Genomic DNA, 19,440 nt, shown 5'->3' with positions numbered 1-19,440 from the left:
CGGGAGGCGCGGGTCGCCCCCGCCTCGTCGGTGCAGCCCGGGGGCGGCTCAGTCGAGCGGCAGCCGCATGAGCGTCAGGTCGAGCCAGCGGTCGAACTTGCGCCCGACCTCGGGCAGGACACCGACCGTCTCGAACCCGAGCCGCTCGTGCAGCGCGATCGACCCGGTGTTCGACGAGCAGATCCCCGCCATCAGCACGTGGTGGCCGTCGGTTCGTGCCCGGGCGACGAGGGCGTCCATGAGCACGGTCGCGACACCACGGCCGCGGAACCGCTCCACGACGTAGACGCTGTGCTCGACCGTGTGGCGGTAGCCGGCGTGCGGCCGGAATCCGCTGTAGGTCGCGTACCCGGCGACGACGCCGTCCACGTCGGCCACGAGGACCGGGAAGCCGTCGGCCCGCCGGTCGGCGAGCCAGACGTCGAACCACGGGCGCGGGTGCGGCTCGTCCTGCCAGATCGCGGTCGAGTGCAGCACGGCGTCGACGTGGAGGGCGTGGACGACGTCGAGATCGTGCGGCTCGCAGTCCCGGACGGTGACCGACGGGTCCGAGTTCGTCGCATATGCTGTCGGCATGTCTCAGATCGTAGACGATGCCGGGCTGGATGCCGAACCGGCGGACGCGGGGTCCACCGACGACGCCGAACAGCGACGGCTCGGCGACCGACTCCGCCGACTCCGGACCGAGCGGAAGTGGAGCCTGACCGAGCTCGCCGAGGAGTCCGGCGTCTCCCGCGCCATGATCAACCGCGTCGAGCGCGGGGTGTCCAGCCCGACGGCGACGATCCTCGGGCGGCTGTCCGGGGCGTTCGGACTCACGATCTCGCAGCTCCTCGACGAGGCACTCGACCACGAGGTGCCCAGGGCGACCGACCCTGACGAAGCACGCGGCGTCCAGCGCGGGGTGACCGCGGACTCCTGGACCGATCCCGACACCGGGTACCGACGCCGTCCCGTCTCGAGTGCGGACTTCCCCGCGGACGTGACCGAGGTGCGCCTCCCGGCCGGCCGCGAAGTGGCCTACCCGGCGTCCGCGTACGCCTTCCTGCGGCACTGCATCTGGGTCATCGACGGCACGCTCGAACTCGTCGTCGGCGACACGGTGACGCGTCTCGGTGCCGGTGACCGGATCGAGCTCGGCGAGCCGGCCGACGTCGTGTACCGGAACGCGGGTGACGACCCCGTGCGGTACGTCGTCGTCGTGGTCAGGGGCCGGTAGGCGCAGGAATAGGATCGAGGCCATGCGCATCCACCTCGGAACGGACCACGCCGGCCTCGAGTTCAACAAGACCCTCGCCCAGCACCTCACCGAGGCCGGGCACGAGGTGGTCGACCACGGTCCGACCGAGTACGACGCGCTCGACGACTACCCCTCGTTCTGCATCAACGCCGCACACGCCGTCGTGCAGGACCAGCGTGCCGGGGTCGAGGCCCTCGGTGTCGTGTTCGGTGGCTCGGGCAACGGTGAGCAGATCGCCGCGAACAAGGTGGAGGGCATCCGGGCCGCACTCGTGTGGAACGAGTCCACCGCACTCCTGGCCCGCCAGCACAACGACGCGAACGTCATCTCGATCGGCGCCCGCCAGCACACCGAGGACGAGGCCATGCGCTTCGTCGACCTCTTCGTCGCGGAGCCCTTCTCGGGCGAGGAGCGCCACGCCCGTCGCATCGCGCAGCTGGCGGAGTACGAGACGACGGGGCACATCGCCGGTAAGCAGATCGACGAGTAGGCCGGGTAGACAGGCTCCATGCCCGAGGGTCACTCCGTCCACCGCATCGCCAACCAGTTCGCCCGGCACTTCGTCGGCAAGCGCTGCGAGGTGTCCAGCCCGCAGGGACGCTTCGCCGCCGGGGCGGAGCAGCTCGACGGCAAGCGGATGGTCGCCGCGCGTGCCGTCGCGAAGCAGCTCTTCCTGGAGTTCGAGGACGACCTGTTCCTCCGCGTCCACCTCGGCCTCTACGGCGCGTGGGACTTCGCCGGGGTGATCTCCTCGGCCGAGGCCCTGTCCGAGGACGGCGACGGCGAGGAGTCGTTGTCGTCGATCGGCGCTCCACGGCTCGCCCGGTACCGCATGGCCGAGCAGGAGAAAGCGGAGGACCCGATCGAGTCCTTCCCGCCGGACCCGGTCGGCCAGGTGCGCGTCCGGATCCTCACCGAGGACACCGTCGCCGACCTCCGCGGCCCGACCGCGTGCGTCGTCGAGGACCCCGCCGGGGTCCAGCGCGCGCTCGACAAGCTCGGACCGGACCCGATCAACGACGACGGACCCGAGGCCGAGAAGACCTTCGTCGAGAACGTCCGGAAGCGGAACGTCGCGATCGGGCAGCTGCTCATGGACCAGTCCGTGGTCGCGGGCATCGGCAACATCTACCGCGCCGAGCTGCTGTTCCGGCAGCGCATCGACCCGTACAAGCCCGGCAAGAAGATCACCGTCAAGCAGGCGAAGGCGCTCTGGCAGGACTGGTCGAAGCTGCTGCACGACGGTGTCCGCGACGGTCTCATGCTCACGATGGACGGGCTCTCGAAGACCGACCACGCGAAGGCCGTCCGGTCGCGCAAGGACCGCCACTGGGTGTACCACCGCGCGGGGGAGCCCTGCCGGGTGTGCGGCACCGAGATCCGGATGGCCGACATGGCCGGACGCAAGCTCTACTGGTGCCCGAAGGACCAGAAGTAGCGCGGTCCCGCTCACACGTCGCGGTAGGTGAACCGCCCGTCGATCGCGGTCGCCAGCACGGACATGCCGCGTAGCCCGGTCGAGGACGCGGCGAGCGGGTCCTCCGCCAGCAGCACGAGATCGGCGACGTCCCCGACGCCGAGGCCCACGCGACCGCCCTCGGTCGACCCGCGCCACGCGGTCACCGCCGCGAGTCGTTCGGCCGGATGCCAGGGCTCGCGGCCGTCGCGGTCCCGGCCCACCGCGGCGGCCATCGACACCCACGGATCGAGCGGCGCCACGGGTGCGTCGGACCCGAGCAGGAGGGTGGCACCGGAGCGGTCGAGCGACGCGAACGCGAACGCCCGGTCGGTGACGCCCGCCCAGTACCGGTCCGCGATGTCCCGGTCGTCCATGGCGTGCTCGGGCTGCACGGACGCCGCCACCCCGAGCCGAGCGAACCGCTCGACATCGTCCGGCCCGAGGAGCTGCGCGTGCTCGATCGTGCCGCGGGCACCCACGGCCTCGAACACGTCGAGCGCGAGGGTGTTCGCCCGGTCGCCGATCGCGTGCACCGCGGGCACCAGCCCGGCGTCGACAGCGCGGCGGACCATCGCGACGAGGTCCTCGAAGGCGTACGCGAGCACGCCCGACCCGTCCGCCATCGCCGCCGTCCGGGTCCCGAGCGACCCGTCGGTGATGACCTTGAACGGGCCCATCCGGACGAGTCCTCGGGTGCCCTCGACGACGTCGCCGGTCCGCAGCCCCCGCGCGATCGCTGCTTCGAGCTCGACCGGGTACACGCCCGAGTCGACGCGCAGGCCGTCGGTGCCGGCCCGCACGCGCCGCGTCCACCGGTCGATCCCGAACACCATCTCGAGGTCGCGCACGCGCGTCACGCCGCGGGCCGCGGCCGCCTCGACGGCGTCCGCGACGTAGCCGTCGAGCACGTCGTCCTGCACACGCGACAACGCGCCGGTCACGTCGAACGCGTCCTGCTCGCGCATGACGCCGTCCTCACCCGCTGCGAGCGGCCGGCCGACGAGCGCGGCGAAGTGCGTGAGGGCGAGGGCGTTGCACCAGACGGCGTGCAGGTCCGCGGCGATGACGACGACCGGGAGGCCCGGTGCTGCCTGGTCGAGCAGCGCACGTCGTGCGGGGCGTGGCCACATCCCGTCGCGGTACCCGTGCCCGACGAGCACACTGTCGGCCACGCCGGTCCGGGCCGCGTCCGCCAGGAGGGCCGCGGTCGCCTCGGCGGAGTCGCAGCCCGAGACGTCGATCCGTCGACGGACGAGCGCCCACTGGTCGAAGTGCACGTGGTGGTCGACGAGGCCGGGGCCGAGCCACGCTCCGGCGGCCTCGACCAGCTGGGTGTCGGGGCGGGACGCGTCGAGCGTGCCGGCCGGCGCGATCGCGGCGATCCGCCCGTCGACGAGCCGCACGTCGGCAGGGGCGCCGGACGTCCCCACGCGCCGGACGGTCCGGAGCAGGACCTCGCTCATCCCCACCGTCACGGCCGGTCCGCCGCTGGCGCGTCGGCCCGGGACCGGCGGCGTGGGCCCCGCGCCTCCCGGTCGTCCGCTCGGACAGCGTGCGCCCTGGCCATCTCGTCGGCGAGCGCCGGTGACGCGTAGGGGCCGTCGCCGCGGAGGCCCGCGACGATCCGCTCGACGACCTCGGGTGCCTTGTTCTGCGACAACTTCGCGCGGGCGTCGAACCGGGTGACCCGGATGCGGATGCCCACGGTGCCCTTCGCCATCCCGCGGGCGGTCTGCTCGTCGACCTCGAGGGACACCGGCTCCGGCATCACCCGCTCGAAGTGGTCGACGAGTTCGCCGAGGACGCGGAAGTTCTCCTCGTCGGACAGGATCTCCGGCGTGCCCCAGCAGTGTGCGGTGACGTGGTTCCACGTGGGGACGAACTGCTCGGGCGGGTACCAGGCGGGGGAGACGTAGCCGTGCGGCCCCTGGAACACGACGAGGACTTCGTGCTGCCCGAGCTCGTGCGCGACCTCGTCGGGGCGGCCGACATGGGAGACGAGGACGATCTCGTCGGTGTCGGTGTCGGTGTCGGTGTCGGTGTCGGTGTCGGTGTCGGCGCTCGCCGTCGTGTCGAGCAGTACCGGGTAGTGCGAGGCGACGAGCCCGGCGGCCGTGTGCGACACGATCGTCGCCCACGGGTTCGCGGCGATCAACCGTCGGACCTCGGCGACGTCCGTCATCAGGAAGTGGGGTGTGTGCCGCATGGGTCGAGCGTGGCACATGCCAGGGTGGAGCACATGACGAACCGCGCCGCGTACGAGACCGTCCTGCCGTACATCCGCGAGTGGGTGTCGTACAAGGTGTGGCAACTCCGGGTGCCCGGCGTGCAGGTCGCGATCGGGTTCCGCGGCGAGGAACTGTTCTCGGAGGCGTGGGGCTGGGCGGACGTCGAGGCCCGTCGACCGCTGACCACGACGAGCATCTTCCGGATCGCGTCGCACTCGAAGACGTTCACCGCCACCGCACTCCTGCAGCTCGCCGAGCGCGGGGGGATCCGGCTCGACGACCCGGTCGGGCAGTACGTCCCCGCGCTGGTGGAGGGCGGATCGCCGATCGCCGACGCGACGATCCGGGAGCTCATGGAGATGGGTGCCGGCGTCATCCGGGACGGGCACGACGGCGACCACTGGTCGCAGCTCCGCCCGTTCCCGGACGAGGACGAGCTGCTCGCCCTGGTGCTCGACCGCGGGCAGAAGTCGCCGGCTGGGTCGTCGTTCGGCTACTCGAACCTCGGCTACGCGCTGCTCGGGCTCGTCGTCCAGGCAGCGAGCGGGCAGTCGTACGGCGAGTTCGTCCGGAGCTCGATCATCGAGCCGCTCGGGTTGACCGGCACCGGACCGGACTGGGACCCGACCCGCGCCGACGAGTTCGTCGTCGGCTACTCGGGCCTGCACGACAGCCGCAGCCGACACCGCCTCGCGCACGTCGACACCCGGGCGATGGCAGCTGCGACGGGGTTCCACGGCACCGCGTCCGATCTCGTCCGGTACTTCTCCGCGCACGTCCTCGGCCAGGGGGACCTGCTCACGGACCACTCCAAGCGCCTCGCCCAGCGCGTGGCGTGGAGCCCGACCGACACCGAGGGCACCCGGGGGTACGGTGCCGGCTTCATCACCGACGTCCAGGGTGGTCGGGCCGTCCGCGGGCACTCGGGTGGGTTCCCCGGACACATCACGCAATCGTGGTTCGACCCGGAGTCCGGGCTCGTCGTCTCGGTCCTCACGAGCGCCGCGGCCGGCCCGGCGACCCTCATCGCGAACGCGGTGATCGCCCTGCTCGACGCGGCGGCGGACGCCTCGGCACCGGGGACGCCCATCCCGAGGGGCGTCGACCCGCAGCCGTACACCGGTCGGTTCGCGAACCCGTGGGGCATCACGGACATCGCCCGGGTCGGGGAGCGTCTGCTCGCGATCGACCCGACGGCGCCCGCACCGCTCGAGGGCGTCACCCGACTCGAAGTCGTCGATGCCGACACCCTGCGGATGACGGCCGGTCCGCGTTTCGGCTCGATCGACGAGGACGTGACCTACGACCGAGCGCCCGACGGCTCCGTCCGCTCGATCCGGGGCGGCGGCGGCATGACCGAGTCGGCGTGGTCGCTCCCCGAGGAGTCCCCGGAGACCGCCGCTGCCCTCGCCTAGGGGCGTGGCGCTCGGGCGAGCTCGCGCGAGCGACCGGCGGGGCAGCGGTCAGCGGACCTCGGCGGCCGACCAGAGTGCACGGGCGCCGTCCCGTACCGGACGCAGCAGTGGCGGCAGGAAGAGCACCGCCGCGGCCGCGTACGCGACGGCCTGCACGACACCGGGTGCCAGCACGATGAGGTTCAGCGCCGCCTGCGACACCGCTGCGAGCGGAGCGAACCAGCTCAGCGCGAAGTGCGACAGGACCAGGAGCCCCCCGCCGATCGCGACGACCCAACCGAGGACCCGTCGGAAGCCCGACGAACCGCGGACCACCTGGACGCCGAACGCCAGCAGCAGCACGATCGCGATGAGCGCCGCGAACGACCCGACGGTCCCGGGCACCGGCCACGACAGGGCGTACAGGAGCGTGGCGAGCGCGAAGGTCACCGTCGCCCGAGCACGGGTCCGCCAGGCCGCCACGAGGACCACCACGGCACCGAGGGCTCCGAGGACCGAGCCGGCGACGAGCCAGGTCTGCGGGACGAAGACGATCGTCGCCTCCAGCGCACCCCGGACCGCCGGAGCGAGGGCCGCGACCACGGCAGCGAGTGCGATCCAGCGTTCCCCCGTGCTCCTGTGCATGACCGCAGCGTACGCCCGGGCGGGGGATAACCCCACCCCGACTCCGGGAGACGGCAGGATGGGACGATGACGGCCTCGACGCGAGGCTTGGTGTCATGACCGACACCGCCCGCCTCGACCAGGCCGAGACCGTCCCGCTCGACGACTCGCTGCCGACAGGAGCCACACGACCCATGCCCGAGCAGCCGACCCCGCCACCCGGCTGGCAGGGCACTCCGCCGCCGTCCCAGCAGCCGCCCGTGACCGGTGGTCCGGGAGCGGGGAGCGCAGGCATCGGGGGCACCGGCTCCGGGATGACCGCCGGCGCCTTCTACCGCGAGGCCTGGCGTCGCCTACCGCGCGACTTCGGCTACATGGCCCTCACCGCGGTGCTGCTCTGCACGCTGTACGCGGCGTTCCCCGCGGCGGTGTTCGGCGGCGGCTTCCGAGACCTCTTCAACCCGTTCGTCCTGCTCATGTTCTTCGTCGCGCTGTTCATCGCGCGGTGGCTCGGGCAGTTCGAGAAGCTCCGGATCGGCTGGGCGGACCGGCGTCCCATCCGCCCGGTCGACTGGACGCCCCGCTGGCAGCAGAACTGGTGGACCCGCACCGGCTCCGCGGTCGCCAACCCGCACTACTGGCTGTACCTGCTGCACGCGGCCGTCGTGTACCCGATCGCCGCGCTCGTCACCGTTGGCGTCGGTGCTCTCCTCATCGCGGGCTTCACCTGGCCGATCGTCGTCGCCGGTGTGGCTGTCCTGGGCCGCGTCTCCAACGGGTACGACTTGGGCTTCGGCTTCGGTGGTGGTTCGGTCGTCACGCTCGGGTTCCTCGGCCTGCTCTCCATGGCTGCCTCGGTCGCGCTGTTCCCGCTGTGGTCGCGTGGCTCCGTGCTCGCGCACTGGTGGATCGACTCCGGTCTCCTCGGCGGATTCCGTGCCGAGGTCCTCGAGCGACGCGTCGCGGGGCTCCAGGCGTCGCGTGCCGGCGCCGTGACCGCCGAGGGGCAGGCACTCCGCCAGATCGAGCGCGACCTCCACGACGGCCCGCAGCAGCGCCTCGTCCGGCTCCGGATGGACCTCTCCGCCGCCGAGCGCGCGATCGACAAGGACCCCGCGAAGGCCCGACAGCTCATCGGCGAGGCCTCCACGCACGCGCAGGACGCCCTCGACGAGCTGCGTGCCCTGTCCCGAGGGTTCGCGCCACCGATCCTCCTCGACCGCGGGCTCGTCGCCGCCCTCGAGGCCCTCGTCGCCCGGACGCCGATCCCCGTCGCGCTCGAGGTCCGCCTGCCCGACGGGCTCGAGCTCGCGACCGAGATCCAGCGCAACGTGTACTTCACCGTGAGCGAGCTGCTCACGAACACGACGAAGCACGCCGGAGCCTCCACGGCCGCGGTGTACCTCGGTCTCGTGGTCGACGCGTCCGGGGTCTGGTACCTCACGGTCAGCGTCACCGACGACGGCCGCGGCGGTGCCCGTCCGGCGGAGGGCCACGGCATCGAGGGGCTGATGGGCCGGATGCGCGCCCTCGACGGCGAGCTCACCGTGTCCAGCCCGGAGGGCGGTCCGACCGAGGCGACCGCCCGCATCCCGCTCGGTGCGCTGAACGGGGTGCCGGTCCAGCACCGGTAGGTCGGTAGGATCGTCGGCATGAGCGACGGCCCGGGTGCAGCACGCATCCGGGCCGTCGTCGTCGACGACGCCGTGCTCCTCCGCGAGGGCCTGGCCCGCGTGCTCGACGAGGCCGGCATCGACGTCGTCGGACAGCACGCCGACGCGCAGTCCTTCCTCGCGACCCTGCCGCACGACGCCCCCGACGTGGTGGTGATGGACGTCCGGATGCCGCCGACGTACACGGACGAGGGGGTCCGGGCAGCGGTCGAGACCCGACGGGTGAGCCCGCGCACCGGTGTCCTCCTGCTGTCCCAGTACGTCGAAGCCACCTACGCCGAGGACGTCCTCGCCGCGGGTGCGACCGGGATCGGCTACCTCCTCAAGGACCGGGTGACCCGGCTCGAGGAGATCGACGACGCGGTCCGACGCATCGCGGCGGGCGGGACCGTCCTCGATCCAGAGGTCGTGACGCAGCTCATGGGTCGACGTCGTGACCCGCTCGCAGCGCTCACCCCGCGGGAACGGGACGTGCTCGGGCTCATGGCCGAGGGCCGAACGAACGCCGCCATCGCCCGCGCGCTCGTCATCGGCACCGGCGCCGTCGAGAAGCACGTGTCGAGCATCTTCGGCAAGCTCGCCCTCGAGGACACGGGGGAGGACCACCGCCGTGTCCTCGCCGTGCTCGCCTACCTCGGCTGAGCGCGACCTCCGTGACGCGCGTCCCCGCCCCGCTCCTCGCCCTCGCGGCGATCGTCTCGGTCCAGCTCGGGGCGGCGATCGCGAAGACCCGCTTCGACGAGGTCGGATCGGTCGGAGCCGCCACCCTCCGGCTGGTGATCGGTGCCGTCGTCCTCGCGCTCGTCGTGCGACCCCGGGTGCGCCACTGGACACGGGCGCAGTGGACCGGAGCAGTGGCGCTCGGCGTGGCGCTCGGCGGGATGAACGTGTTCATCTACATCGCCTTCGCGAGCATCCCGATCGGGGTCGCCGTCACGATCGAGTTCCTCGGGCCGCTCACCCTCTCGCTCGTGCACACCCGACGCTGGCGGGACGCACTCTGGGCGGCGCTGGCGCTCGTCGGGGTCGTGCTGCTCGGTGTCGGGCCGTCCGCCGTGACATCGGTGTCCGGCATCGTGTTCGCGGTCCTCGCGGCGGGCTGCTGGGCGGGCTACATCGTGATGAACCGGCACGTCGGACAGGCGATCCCGGGCGTCGACGGTCTCGCGGTGTCGATGCTCGTCGCGATGCTCGTCGCGCTGCCCTTCGGTGTGCGGGAGGCCGTGCGCGGAGTTTCGGCGGATCCGTCGCTGTTGCTCGTGTTCGGCGCCGTTGCGGTGCTGTCGAGCGTGCTGCCCTACGCCCTCGAGATGCTCGCGCTCCGGCGGATGCCGACGAGGGTGTTCGGGGTGTTGCAGAGCACCGGCCCGGCGATCGCGGCCCTGGCCGGTCTGGTCGTCCTCGCCGAGGGGCTGTCGGCACAGGAGGTCGCGGCGCTCGCGTGCGTGACCGCCGCGAGCGTGGGCGTCACGCTCTCCGCGCGCCGCAGGCGCGCGTGACGGTGCAGGACACAGCCGGACACCGTGACGGTGCAGGACACAGCCGGACACGGGGCCCGGACTCGGACCGGAGGCCCACACCACGTTCCGCACGGACGGAACGCGAGCGGGGCCTCCAGTTCGGACACGACCCGTCTACTCGTCGCGGAGGAAGTCCGCGTACGTGGGCTCGGACGACTCACCCGACAGCAGCGACGGGTCGTTGACCCGCCGTTCGACGTACGCCGAGATGACCTCGGGCGGGGTGAGCACGTGCGCGACCCAGGACGGCACCTCACTCTTCTTCATGGTGCCTCCTTCCAGTACGTTGTTCGCATGATCGAAAGTCTCGATCATCGAGTTACTTGCAGTACCGGTGTGGCGTAAACGATCCTCGGGATGTCCGCACATGTCAATGCAGTGCGTTGTGCGGACTCCGGTAGGCGTCATCGTGGGTCTCGGACGGTTCCCGTGGACTCGCGCACGCTGAGCGTCAGGGCCGGTCCCGGCAGGGACGGCAGGGGTTCCGGAGCGTCGATCTGGGCCCGGAGCAACGTGGCGGCTCGCTGCCCGAGCTCGACCGTGTCGCGGGTGAGCGAGGTGATCGCCGGGCGGACGAGCCGGACCATCGCGGAGTCGTCGAACGACACGATCGACACGTCGCCAGGGACTCGGACGCCCATCTCGCTCGCCACCCCGAGCCCGGCGACGGCGAGGACGTCGTTGTCGTAGACGATCGCGGTCGGGCGCTCCCGGCGGGACAGGAGCTCCCGGGTGGCCCGGGCGCCGGCCTCGGCGGAGTAGTCGGTCGGCACGGACACCGCGTCGTCGAGGTCTCCCGCCGCCGCGAAGGACCGGACCCGTTCGATGCGCATCGCTGTGTGCTCGTACTCCGGACGTCCGGCGACGTGGGCGATCCGTCGGTGACCGAGCGCGAGCAGGTACCGCAGGACGGTGTCGGTCGCGTCCGAGTCGTCGATCCAGACGGTGGGTGCGGTCCCGGCCGGCGAGGGATGCGAACCGACGACCACGGTGGGCATGCCGAGCTCGGTCAGGAGCGCCAGACGGGGGTCGTCGCGGCGCGGGTCGATGAGGATCACCCCGTCCACCCGGTGTCCGCGCCACCAGTCCCGGTAGGTCGCGAGTTCCTCGTCCGCGTCACGGGCGACGAGGAGGTTCATGCCGACGTGGCTGCCCGCGAGTCCGAGCTGGATGCCGGAGATGAGGTCGCCGAAGAACGACTCGGTGCCGAGGGTGCGAGCGGGACGGTTCAGCACGAAGCCGATCGACCCCGCCCTCGCGCCCCCGAGCGCCCGCGCCGCCGTGTGCGGCTGCCAGTCGAGTTCGCGGGCGATCTCCTGCACCCGGAGCCGGGTCTCGGGGGAGACGCCCGGCCGGTCGTTGAGCGCGAAGGAGACCGCGCTGATGGAGACGCCGGCGCGCGCTGCGATGTCGGCGATCGTCGTCCGGCGTTTCGAGGCCACGGCTTGACTATAGCGTTTTAGTCGTGCATCGTCGCTGCCACGCGCTGGTTCAGCGACAGGAACTGAACCGTTTGAGCAGCACGACGCCAGCACGATGACGAAGGAGTCACATCCCATGAGGACCACGACACGGAAGCGGGGCGGCGCCGTCGCCCTGCTCGCCACGGCTGCAGCGGCAGCACTCGCCCTGACCGGCTGCTCGAGCGGCGGCGGCGCGGCCACCGGCAGCAGCGGGAAGATCGACGGCACCATCACGCTCCAGACCTGGGCGCTGACGCCGACCTACACGGACTACCTGGACGGGGTCATCAAGGGGTTCGAGCAGGAGCACCCGGACGCGAAGGTCAAGCTGCAGGACCAGCCCGGCGACGGCTACGCGGACAAGGTGCTCAGCCAGGCGTCCTCGAACACGCTGCCGGACGTCATCAACCTGCCGCCGGACATCGCCCTGCCCCTCGCCAAGCGCGGGTTCCTGCAGGACGTGTCGAAGGACGACAGCAAGCTCGCGAGCACCTACGTCGCCGGCGCGCTCGATTCGTACAAGTACAAGGGGATGGACGGCACGTACGGATACCCCTGGTACCTCAACACCGACGTCGACTACTGGAACACGTCGATGTTCGACAAGTGCGGACTCGACGCGGACAACCCGCCGAAGACCACCGACGACCTCTTCACGCAGGCGAAGACGATGCACGAGAAGTGCCCCGACGACTACCTGATGAGCCGCAAGCCCGGCCTCGGCGACTTCACGCTCGCCGGCGTCAAGGTCCTCAACAGCGACGGCACGAAGTTCACCTTCGCCGACTCGTCGAAGGCCGCCGACCTCATCGACCGCTACAAGACGGCGTACCAGGACGGCTACATGCCCTCGAACGTGCTGAACAGCGACTACCTCGGCAACTCGACGCTGTTCACGCAGCAGAAGGTCGCCTGGACCACCGGCGGCGCCACGGCCCTGTCCGACATGATCAAGAACAACCCGTCGCTCAAGGGCAACGTCACGGTCAGCCCGGCGCTCGACACCCCGCCGCTGTACGTGCAGGGCCTGTCGGTGTCGAGCAAGTCGAAGCACCTCGCCACCGCCGAGGCGTTCGCGCAGTACATGACGAACGCGAAGAACCAGGAGGCCTTCGCCCACCTGGTGAACATCTTCCCGTCGACCACGTCGTCGCAGTCCGACCCGTACTTCTCGAAGGACGACGGGACCGTGAACGGCAAGGCCCGCGTGCTCGCGAACGAAGCCCTCAAGGAGGCCAAGGTGCTCAACCCGGTCCAGGCGAACTCCGCGATGACCGACTTCCTCGACCAGCAGATCGCCCTCGCCATGAAGGGCCAGGTCTCGCCGGAGAAGGCACTCCAGACGGCGCAGACCAAGATGAACACCCTGCTGGCGAACAGCTGATGCGCGCCAACCGCTGGTTCACGCCCTGGCTGCTCGTCCTGCCGGCACTCGTCTGGCTGCTCGCCTTCAGCCTCTGGCCGTCGATCAACACCGTCCGGCTGTCGTTCACGAACGCCAGTCCGCTCGGGGGCGTGAGCCAGTGGGTCGGTCTCGCGAACTTCAGGACCCTGCTCGCCGATCCGCAGGTGTGGGAGGCGCTCCTCAACAGCGTCATCTACATGGCGGTCTGCCTGCCGCTGCTCACCGTGCTGCCGCTCCTCATCGCGGTGCTCGTGCAACAGAAGCTCCCCGGCATCGCGTTCTTCCGCACGGCGTACTACACGCCCGTGATCGCCTCCGCGGTCGTCGTCGGCCTCATCTGGACGTGGATCCTCGACGACCGCGGGGTCATCAACGAGATCGTCAAGGCGCTCGGGGGCGCGGGCATCCCGTTCCTCACTGACCGGTGGCTGCTGCTGATCAGCGCGATCAGCCTGACGGTCTGGAAGGGCCTCGGCTACTACATGATCATCTTCCTCGCGGCCCTCGGGAACGTCGGCAAGGACCTCCACGAGGCAGCGGCGCTCGACGGCGCCGGTGCCGTGCGGCGGTTCTGGTCGGTCACGATGCCCGGCGTCCGCGGGACGATGACCCTCGTCGGCATCCTCGTGTGCGTCTCGGCGCTCCGGGTGTTCAGCGAGCTGTACATCCTCACCAACGGCACGGGTGGCCCCGGCGGGCAGGACAACTCGCTCGTCATGCTCATCCAGCAGTACGCCCGCGGCTTCACCGGCAACCTCGGCTACGCGTCCGCCCTGAGCCTCCTGCTCTTCGTCGTGACGCTCATCCCGATGCTCGCCCTCGCCCGCATGAACAGCAAGGCCGACAAGTGACGAACACGACGAACACGACCGAGCCGGTCATCGGGGGCGCCGCCGGCGCGGCGGCCCCCGCACCGGACGTGACCGGCGCGACGGACGCGCACCGCGCCTCCAGGCCGAACGGACGAGACGGACGAAGCGGGCGCGACGGGCGCGACGGTGACGGACGCAAGCGGCGTCGCGTCGTCTGGGGCGTCATGTCCACCCGCGAGAAGGTCGTCCGCTACGTCCTGCTGGTCGTGGTGCTCTTCATCACGATCGGCCCGTTCCTCTGGCAGCTCTCGACCTCGCTCAAGGGCGCCGGCGAGGACATCTACACGGCGAACCCGTCGTTCATCCCGACCGAGCCGACGATCGAGAACTACCTCAAGGTGGCGGCCGCGATCCCGGTCTGGAAGTACATCGGCAACTCGCTGCTCGTCGCCGCGATCGACGTGTTCGGCAACATCGTCTTCGCGACGCTCGCCGGGTTCGCCCTCGCCCGCCTGCAGTGGCGCTTCCGGAAGGCCGTGCTCGGGCTCTTCCTCGCCACCCTCGTGCTGCCCGGCGAGGCGACGATCATCAGCCAGTTCGTCACCGTGAAGGACCTCGGCCTCGCCGACAACCTCGTCGGTGTCGCCCTGCCCGGCATGATCGCCGCACTCAACGTCCTGCTCATGTTCAACGCGTTCCGGCAGATCCCCGAGGAGATCGACCAGGCCGCGGTGATGGACGGCGCGAACGCGATGCAGCGCCTCCGGTACATCTCGTTGCCGGCCGTGCAGGGCACCATCGCCGTGATCGCGATCTTCTCGTTCATCGGCGCGTGGGACGACTTCCTCTGGCCGCTCATCGTGCTCCAGTCGCCGCAGAACCTCACGCTCACGGTCGGTCTGCAGTACCTCCAGGGCACGTTCGCCACCGACCAGCGCATGATCGCCGCCGGCACGATGATCGCGTTCATCCCGATCGCGGTGATCTTCGCGGTGCTCCAGCGCTTCTTCTTCAAGGGCGTCGAAGAGGGCGGGGTGAAGGGCTGATGCGCTTCGGCGTCAACTACACCCCGGCCGTGGGGTGGTTCCACTCCTGGCTCGACTTCTCGGCGTCGGACACGGCGCGCGACCTCGAGGCGATCGCATCCCTCGGCGCGGACCACGTGCGGATCTTCCCGATCTGGCCCGTCGTGCAGCCGAACCGCACGCTCATCCGGGCGTCGGCGCTGCGCGACGTGGCGACCGTCGTGGACATCGCGGGGTCGTTCGGCCTCGACGTCAACGTCGACGCGTTGCAGGGGCACCTGTCGAGCTTCGACTTCGTGCCGTCCTGGCTCGACAGCTGGCACCGCCGGAACATGTTCACCGACCCGGACGTCGTCGCGTCGACCGCCGCCTACGTCGAGGCGCTCGCCGGTGCCGTCGCGGACAAGCCGAACCTGCTCGGCATCTCGATCGGCAACGAGGTCAACCAGTTCGCACACGCGCCGCACCCGGCCCCCCACGACACCACGGCGGAGCAGGGGCACGCGTGGGCGGGGGCGATGGTCGCGGCCGCCAGGCGGGGACTGGGATCCCGCGCCGTCGGCCTGGAGGCGCGGCACGGGTCCGCCGACTCGGTCCCGTCCGCCGCCGGGTCGCGCCGTCCCGCCGCCGGGTCGCGCTCGGGGCCGCTGGTCACCGTCGCCCAGTACGACGCGGCCTGGTACGACGACGCGCAGCCCTTCGGGCCGGAGCACGCCGCGGACCACGGTGACGCCACCGTCACGCACTCGTGGGTGTTCAACGGCACGGCGGCGCTGCACGGGCCGCTCGGCGCCGGCTCGGTCCGGCACGGGGAGTACCTGCTCCAGCTCGCGGCGGCCTGGAACCGGGAACCCGGACGCCCGAACTGGCTCCAGGAGGTCGGGGCCCCGACGAACGTCGTCCCGCCGTCGGACGCGGCGGCGTTCACCGAACAGACCGTGCGGCACGTCGCGGGCGCGCAGGACGTCCTCGGCGTCACGTGGTGGTGCTCGCACGACGTCTCCCGGTCCCTCGCCGACTTCCCCGAGCTCGAGTACGACCTCGGCCTGTTCACCAACGACGGCGCGCTGAAGCCGGCGGGGGAGGCGTTCGCCGCCCTCGCCCGCAGCGGGATCACCTCGGCGGTGGAGCCACCGTCGACCGCGCTCGTCCTCGACGACGTGCTGGGCGACGGGTCGCCCCGGTACGGCACCAGGGCCGACTGCGCGCCCGGTGGCCGGTTCGCCGCCGCGTGGCTCGCGCTCGCCGAGTCGTCGCACGACGGCCGCGGGCCGCAGGTGGTCCTGCGTTCCCGACTCGCCGACGAGGCGCTCCGCACCGCACGGGGGATCACGAGCATCGTGGAGGTACCGACGGACCTCGACGGCACCGCACTCTCGGTCGCGCACCCCGCGACCATGCCCTGAGCCGAGGGCCCCGGGCACTGACCACCAGCCGCTCTGCCCACCACCAGCTCCACACATCCGCCCTGCTGCCGGCAGCGACGCCGGCCCTCCCTCCCGGAAGGACCCCATGCACGACGACATCCCCCTCACCACCGGACGCGCCCGACGGGTCCTCGACGAGCGGATCCTGCCCGCGGTGCACGCCACGGCGACGCCGCTCGACACCGCCTGGCACGAACTCCCCGGTGAGCCGATCCCGCCGGCATCCGGGCTCACGCTCGACTTCGAGCCCTACGAAGTCGGCACGACGTGGGGCGCCGCGTGGGGCACGACGTGGTTCCGGCTGACCGGAACGGTGCCGGCGGACTGGGCGGGACGCCGCGTCGAGGCCGTGATCGACCTCGGGTTCGACAAGAACATGCCGGGCTTCCAGTGCGAAGGGCTCGTGTACCTCGCCGACGGCACGCCGGTGAAGTCGATCAACCCGCGGAACCAGTGGGTGCTCATCGCCGAGCGGGCCACGGGCGGCGAGAGCGTCGAGCTCTTCGTCGAGGCCGCGTCGAACCCCGTCCTGCTCGACTACCACCCCTTCCTCGTCACGCACGAGGGCGACATCGAGACCTCGTCCCCGAAGCGCCTCTACACCTCGCGCCGGATGGACCTCGCCGTGTTCGAGTCCGACGTGCACGAGCTCGCGCTCGACCTCGAGGTGCTCCTCGAACTCCAGGCGCAGCTGCCCGAGGGGCCCCGGCGGATGCGGATCCTGCAGGCCCTCGACGACGCGCTCGACCGGCTCGACCTGCAGCGCATCGCGGCGACCGCCGGGGATGCCCGGGCGGCGCTCGCCGACGTCCTCGCCGCTCCGGCCGACGCCTCGGCGCACACCATCTCGGCGATCGGGCACGCGCACATCGACTCCGCCTGGCTCTGGCCGGTCCGCGAGACGATCCGCAAGGTCGCCCGCACCACCTCCACGATGACCGAGCTCATCGACCAGACCGACGACTTCCTCTACGGCATGTCGAGCGCGCAGCAGTACGCCTGGATCAAGGAGCACCGACCCGAGGTCTACGCGCGCGTGCAGGCCGCGGTCGAGGCCGGGCGCTTCCTGCCCCTCGGCGGCATGTGGGTGGAGTCCGACACGGTGATGCCCACGGGTGAGAGCATCGTGCGGCAGTTCTCGCAGGGGCAGCGGTTCTTCGAGCGGGAGTTCGGCATCCGACCGAAGGGCGTCTGGCTGCCGGACAGCTTCGGGTACTCGCCGGCGCTGCCGCAGCTCATGCGTCGCGCGGGCTTCGAGTGGTTCTTCACGCAGAAGATCTCGTGGAACCAGGTCAACAAGTTCCCGCACCACACCTTCCTCTGGGAGGGCATCGACGGCTCGCGGGTGTTCTCGCACTTCCCGTCGATGGACACCTACAACTCCCGGCTCTCGGGCGAAGAGGTGGCGAAGGCCTCCCGGCAGTTCCGTGAGAACCGGCTGGCGACGGGATCGATCGCACCCGTCGGGTGGGGCGACGGCGGCGGTGGCACGACCCGTGAGATGACCGGCACGGCCGCCCGGCTCGCCGACCTCGAGGGCAGCGCGAAGGTCCGCTGGGAGCATCCCGACGCGTTCTTCGACCGGGCGAAGTCCGAGCTGCCGAACCCGCCGGTGTGGGTGGGGGAGCTCTACCTCGAGCTGCACCGGGCGACGCTCACGAGCCAGCACCAGACGAAGCAGGGCAACCGCCGGAGCGAGCAACTGCTGATCGAGGCGGAGCTGTGGGCGGCGACCGCGGCTGCCCGCACCGACTTCGCGTACCCGTACGACGAGCTCGACGCCCTCTGGCAGCAGGTCCTCCTGCAGCAGTTCCACGACATCCTGCCCGGCACCTCCATCGCGTGGGTGCACCGCGAAGCGGTGGCGAAGTACGCCGAGACGGCGGCACGCCTCGAAGCGGTCATCACCGCCGCTCTGTCGGCACTGACGGGCGTCGGCGACGAGACGATCGTCGTCAACCCGGCCCCGTTCCTCCAGGCCGGCGCACCCGCACAGGGCGCGCTCCCGGCGACCGGCGTGCCGGCGCCGACCCCGGTGTCGTTGACCGAGCAGGACGGCGGGTACGTGCTGACGAACGACCTCGTCCGCGTGGTCGTCGACGGCCGCGGGCTCGTGACGAGTGCCGTCGACCTGACGACCGGACGCGAGGCGATCGCACCGGGGCAGGCCGCGAACCTGCTGCAGCTGCACCAGGACTTCCCGAACATGTGGGATGCGTGGGACGTCGACCGGTACTACCGGAACCGGGTCGAGGACCTCGTAGCGGTCGACTCGATCGATGCTTCGACCGACGCCGACGGCACAGCGCGGGTCGTCGTGTCGCGGTCGTTCGGGGACTCCACCGTGACGCAGGAGATCACGCTCGCGCCCGGGTCCCGCACGCTCGAGTTCGCGCAGGTGACGGACTGGCACGAGACCGAGAAGTTCCTCAAGGTCGCGTTCCCGCTCGACGTCCGCGCCGAGCACACCGTCGCCGAGACGCAGTTCGGCGCGCAGAAGCGGGTGACGCACACGAACACCTCGTGGGAGGCCGCGAAGTTCGAGACCTCGATGCACCGCTACGTCCTCGTCGAGGAGCCGGGCTTCGGGGTGGCGCTCGTGAACGACTCGATCCACGGGTTCGACACCACGCGCGACGCGGTCGACGGGCACGTCACCACCACCGTGCGGCTCTCGCTGCTCCGGGCACCGCGGTTCCCCGACCCCGAGACCGACCAGGGCGAGCAGACGCACCGCTACGGCATCGTCATCGGCACCGACCAGCTCGGGGCGACGGAGGCCGGCGTCGTGATGAACGCCTCTGCGAGGGTGATCACGGGGGCACACGGGTTCGAGCCGCTCGTGCAGGTCTCCGGTGACGTCGTCCTGTCGAGCGTGAAGCTCGCCGACGACCGCTCGGGCGACCTGGTCGTGCGCGTGTACGAGCCGTCCGGGCGACGGGGGACCGGGGGCATCGCGGTCGGCGGCGCTGCCGGCGGGGTCGTCGGTGGGCCTTTCGACGGGGTCGTCTTCGGCGATCCGGTCGAGGTCACCCTGCTCGAGGAAGCCGACCCTGCTCTGCCGGGCGTGGCCGCCGTCACCGACGGCGTCGCGGCGTTCCCGGTCGACGCCTACGAGGTCCGGACGTTCCGCTTCGCACGCACGACCGCCTGAGACCCCGCCGCCGGGG

The 19,440-nt window shown here is 71.3% G+C and carries 18 protein-coding genes; 12 read left to right on the top strand and 6 right to left on the bottom strand.

Annotated elements, in window-relative coordinates:
• Positions 1–48 precede the first annotated feature (48 nt).
• Complete coding sequence (locus NS184_RS07610; protein ID WP_058725513.1) at positions 49–576, bottom strand: GNAT family N-acetyltransferase; 528 nt, start codon at positions 574–576, stop codon at positions 49–51.
• On the opposite strand from NS184_RS07610, the gene NS184_RS07605 reads away from it, so the two are divergent.
• Genes NS184_RS07605 through NS184_RS07595 form a run of 3 tightly spaced genes read left to right on the top strand, consistent with a single transcriptional unit; the run spans position 575 to position 2,678 of the window.
• A complete protein-coding gene (locus NS184_RS07605) occupies positions 575–1,219 on the top strand; it encodes an XRE family transcriptional regulator (protein ID WP_083513534.1) in 645 nt (214 codons plus the stop codon). The two genes, NS184_RS07610 and NS184_RS07605, sit on opposite strands and share 2 nt — an antisense overlap.
• A 22-nt stretch (positions 1,220–1,241) precedes the next feature.
• Entirely contained in the window at positions 1,242–1,730 is a 489-nt protein-coding gene (locus tag NS184_RS07600) for a ribose-5-phosphate isomerase (protein WP_058725512.1), read from the top strand.
• An 18-nt stretch (positions 1,731–1,748) separates the two neighbouring features.
• On the top strand, positions 1,749–2,678 hold the full coding sequence (locus NS184_RS07595) for an Fpg/Nei family DNA glycosylase (protein ID WP_058725511.1): 930 nt from the start codon (positions 1,749–1,751) through the stop codon (positions 2,676–2,678).
• A gap of 11 nt (positions 2,679–2,689) precedes the next feature.
• On the opposite strand, the gene NS184_RS07590 is transcribed toward NS184_RS07595, so the two are convergent.
• Positions 2,690–4,162, bottom strand: a complete 1,473-nt coding sequence (locus tag NS184_RS07590; protein ID WP_058725521.1) for an amidohydrolase — start codon at positions 4,160–4,162, stop codon at positions 2,690–2,692.
• Positions 4,163–4,170: 8 nt separating this feature from the next.
• Positions 4,171–4,905: an FMN-binding negative transcriptional regulator gene (locus NS184_RS07585; protein ID WP_058725510.1), complete on the bottom strand. Its 735-nt coding sequence runs from the start codon at positions 4,903–4,905 to the stop codon at positions 4,171–4,173.
• Between the two features lie 33 nt (positions 4,906–4,938).
• On the opposite strand from NS184_RS07585, the gene NS184_RS07580 reads away from it, so the two are divergent.
• Entirely contained in the window at positions 4,939–6,342 is a 1,404-nt protein-coding gene (locus NS184_RS07580) for a serine hydrolase domain-containing protein (protein WP_058725520.1), read from the top strand.
• A gap of 48 nt (positions 6,343–6,390) precedes the next feature.
• Here NS184_RS07580 and NS184_RS07575 read toward each other — a convergent pair whose 3' ends face one another.
• A complete protein-coding gene (locus NS184_RS07575) occupies positions 6,391–6,966 on the bottom strand; it encodes a hypothetical protein (RefSeq protein WP_152998110.1) in 576 nt (191 codons plus the stop codon).
• A gap of 95 nt (positions 6,967–7,061) precedes the next feature.
• On the opposite strand from NS184_RS07575, the gene NS184_RS07570 reads away from it, so the two are divergent.
• Genes NS184_RS07570 through NS184_RS07560 form a run of 3 tightly spaced genes read left to right on the top strand, consistent with a single transcriptional unit; the run spans position 7,062 to position 10,117 of the window.
• Complete coding sequence (locus NS184_RS07570) at positions 7,062–8,579, top strand: sensor histidine kinase (protein WP_058725508.1); 1,518 nt, start codon at positions 7,062–7,064, stop codon at positions 8,577–8,579.
• 18 nt (positions 8,580–8,597) lie between these two features.
• Positions 8,598–9,260, top strand: coding sequence for a response regulator transcription factor (locus NS184_RS07565; RefSeq protein WP_058725507.1), 663 nt, complete (start codon positions 8,598–8,600; stop codon positions 9,258–9,260).
• A gap of 11 nt (positions 9,261–9,271) precedes the next feature.
• Positions 9,272–10,117, top strand: coding sequence for an EamA family transporter (locus NS184_RS07560; RefSeq protein ID WP_058725506.1), 846 nt, complete (start codon positions 9,272–9,274; stop codon positions 10,115–10,117).
• A 135-nt stretch (positions 10,118–10,252) separates the two neighbouring features.
• Here NS184_RS07560 and NS184_RS18280 read toward each other — a convergent pair whose 3' ends face one another.
• Positions 10,253–10,405 carry a hypothetical protein gene (locus tag NS184_RS18280; protein WP_193750422.1) on the bottom strand — a complete coding sequence of 51 codons (153 nt, stop codon included), beginning with the start codon at positions 10,403–10,405 and terminating at the stop codon, positions 10,253–10,255.
• Positions 10,406–10,542: 137 nt separating this feature from the next.
• On the bottom strand, positions 10,543–11,580 hold the full coding sequence (locus NS184_RS07555; protein ID WP_058725505.1) for a LacI family DNA-binding transcriptional regulator: 1,038 nt from the start codon (positions 11,578–11,580) through the stop codon (positions 10,543–10,545).
• A gap of 115 nt (positions 11,581–11,695) precedes the next feature.
• On the opposite strand from NS184_RS07555, the gene NS184_RS07550 reads away from it, so the two are divergent.
• The 5 genes from NS184_RS07550 (at position 11,696) to NS184_RS07530 (ending at position 19,424) form a co-directional block, all read left to right on the top strand.
• On the top strand, positions 11,696–12,985 hold the full coding sequence (locus NS184_RS07550; RefSeq protein ID WP_058725504.1) for an ABC transporter substrate-binding protein: 1,290 nt from the start codon (positions 11,696–11,698) through the stop codon (positions 12,983–12,985).
• A complete protein-coding gene (locus NS184_RS07545; RefSeq protein ID WP_058725503.1) occupies positions 12,985–13,857 on the top strand; it encodes a carbohydrate ABC transporter permease in 873 nt (290 codons plus the stop codon). The genes NS184_RS07550 and NS184_RS07545 overlap by 1 nt, the downstream gene beginning before the upstream one ends.
• A complete protein-coding gene (locus tag NS184_RS07540; RefSeq protein WP_206556266.1) occupies positions 13,854–14,864 on the top strand; it encodes a carbohydrate ABC transporter permease in 1,011 nt (336 codons plus the stop codon). The genes NS184_RS07545 and NS184_RS07540 overlap by 4 nt, the downstream gene beginning before the upstream one ends.
• Complete coding sequence (locus NS184_RS07535) at positions 14,864–16,249, top strand: glycoside hydrolase 5 family protein (protein WP_058725502.1); 1,386 nt, start codon at positions 14,864–14,866, stop codon at positions 16,247–16,249. The genes NS184_RS07540 and NS184_RS07535 overlap by 1 nt, the downstream gene beginning before the upstream one ends.
• Positions 16,250–16,355: 106 nt before the next feature.
• Positions 16,356–19,424 carry an alpha-mannosidase gene (locus tag NS184_RS07530; RefSeq protein WP_058725501.1) on the top strand — a complete coding sequence of 1,023 codons (3,069 nt, stop codon included), beginning with the start codon at positions 16,356–16,358 and terminating at the stop codon, positions 19,422–19,424.
• The last annotated feature ends 16 nt before the right edge of the window (positions 19,425–19,440 follow it).

This window comes from Curtobacterium luteum (genome assembly GCF_001475545.1).
Classification (GTDB): domain Bacteria; phylum Actinomycetota; class Actinomycetes; order Actinomycetales; family Microbacteriaceae; genus Curtobacterium; species Curtobacterium luteum_A.
Note: the sequence above shows the minus strand (reverse complement) of the source record. Positions and strands in the feature narration are given on the sequence as shown.

Bases quoted from the DNA above. Each gene is read 5' to 3' on its own strand.
- NS184_RS07605 (WP_083513534.1), top strand. From the start codon at position 575: ATGTCTCAGATCGTAGACGATGCCGGGCTGGATGCCGAACCGGCGGAC.
- NS184_RS07610 (WP_058725513.1), bottom strand. From the start codon at position 576: ATGCCGACAGCATATGCGACGAACTCGGACCCGTCGGTCACCGTCCGG.
- NS184_RS07600 (WP_058725512.1), top strand. From the start codon at position 1,242: ATGCGCATCCACCTCGGAACGGACCACGCCGGCCTCGAGTTCAACAAG.
- NS184_RS07595 (WP_058725511.1), top strand. From the start codon at position 1,749: ATGCCCGAGGGTCACTCCGTCCACCGCATCGCCAACCAGTTCGCCCGG.
- NS184_RS07590 (WP_058725521.1), bottom strand. From the start codon at position 4,162: ATGAGCGAGGTCCTGCTCCGGACCGTCCGGCGCGTGGGGACGTCCGGC.
- NS184_RS07585 (WP_058725510.1), bottom strand. From the start codon at position 4,905: ATGCGGCACACACCCCACTTCCTGATGACGGACGTCGCCGAGGTCCGA.
- NS184_RS07580 (WP_058725520.1), top strand. From the start codon at position 4,939: ATGACGAACCGCGCCGCGTACGAGACCGTCCTGCCGTACATCCGCGAG.
- NS184_RS07575 (WP_152998110.1), bottom strand. From the start codon at position 6,966: ATGCACAGGAGCACGGGGGAACGCTGGATCGCACTCGCTGCCGTGGTC.
- NS184_RS07570 (WP_058725508.1), top strand. From the start codon at position 7,062: ATGACCGACACCGCCCGCCTCGACCAGGCCGAGACCGTCCCGCTCGAC.
- NS184_RS07565 (WP_058725507.1), top strand. From the start codon at position 8,598: ATGAGCGACGGCCCGGGTGCAGCACGCATCCGGGCCGTCGTCGTCGAC.
- NS184_RS18280 (WP_193750422.1), bottom strand. From the start codon at position 10,405: ATGAAGAAGAGTGAGGTGCCGTCCTGGGTCGCGCACGTGCTCACCCCG.
- NS184_RS07550 (WP_058725504.1), top strand. From the start codon at position 11,696: ATGAGGACCACGACACGGAAGCGGGGCGGCGCCGTCGCCCTGCTCGCC.
- NS184_RS07545 (WP_058725503.1), top strand. From the start codon at position 12,985: ATGCGCGCCAACCGCTGGTTCACGCCCTGGCTGCTCGTCCTGCCGGCA.
- NS184_RS07535 (WP_058725502.1), top strand. From the start codon at position 14,864: ATGCGCTTCGGCGTCAACTACACCCCGGCCGTGGGGTGGTTCCACTCC.
- NS184_RS07530 (WP_058725501.1), top strand. From the start codon at position 16,356: ATGCACGACGACATCCCCCTCACCACCGGACGCGCCCGACGGGTCCTC.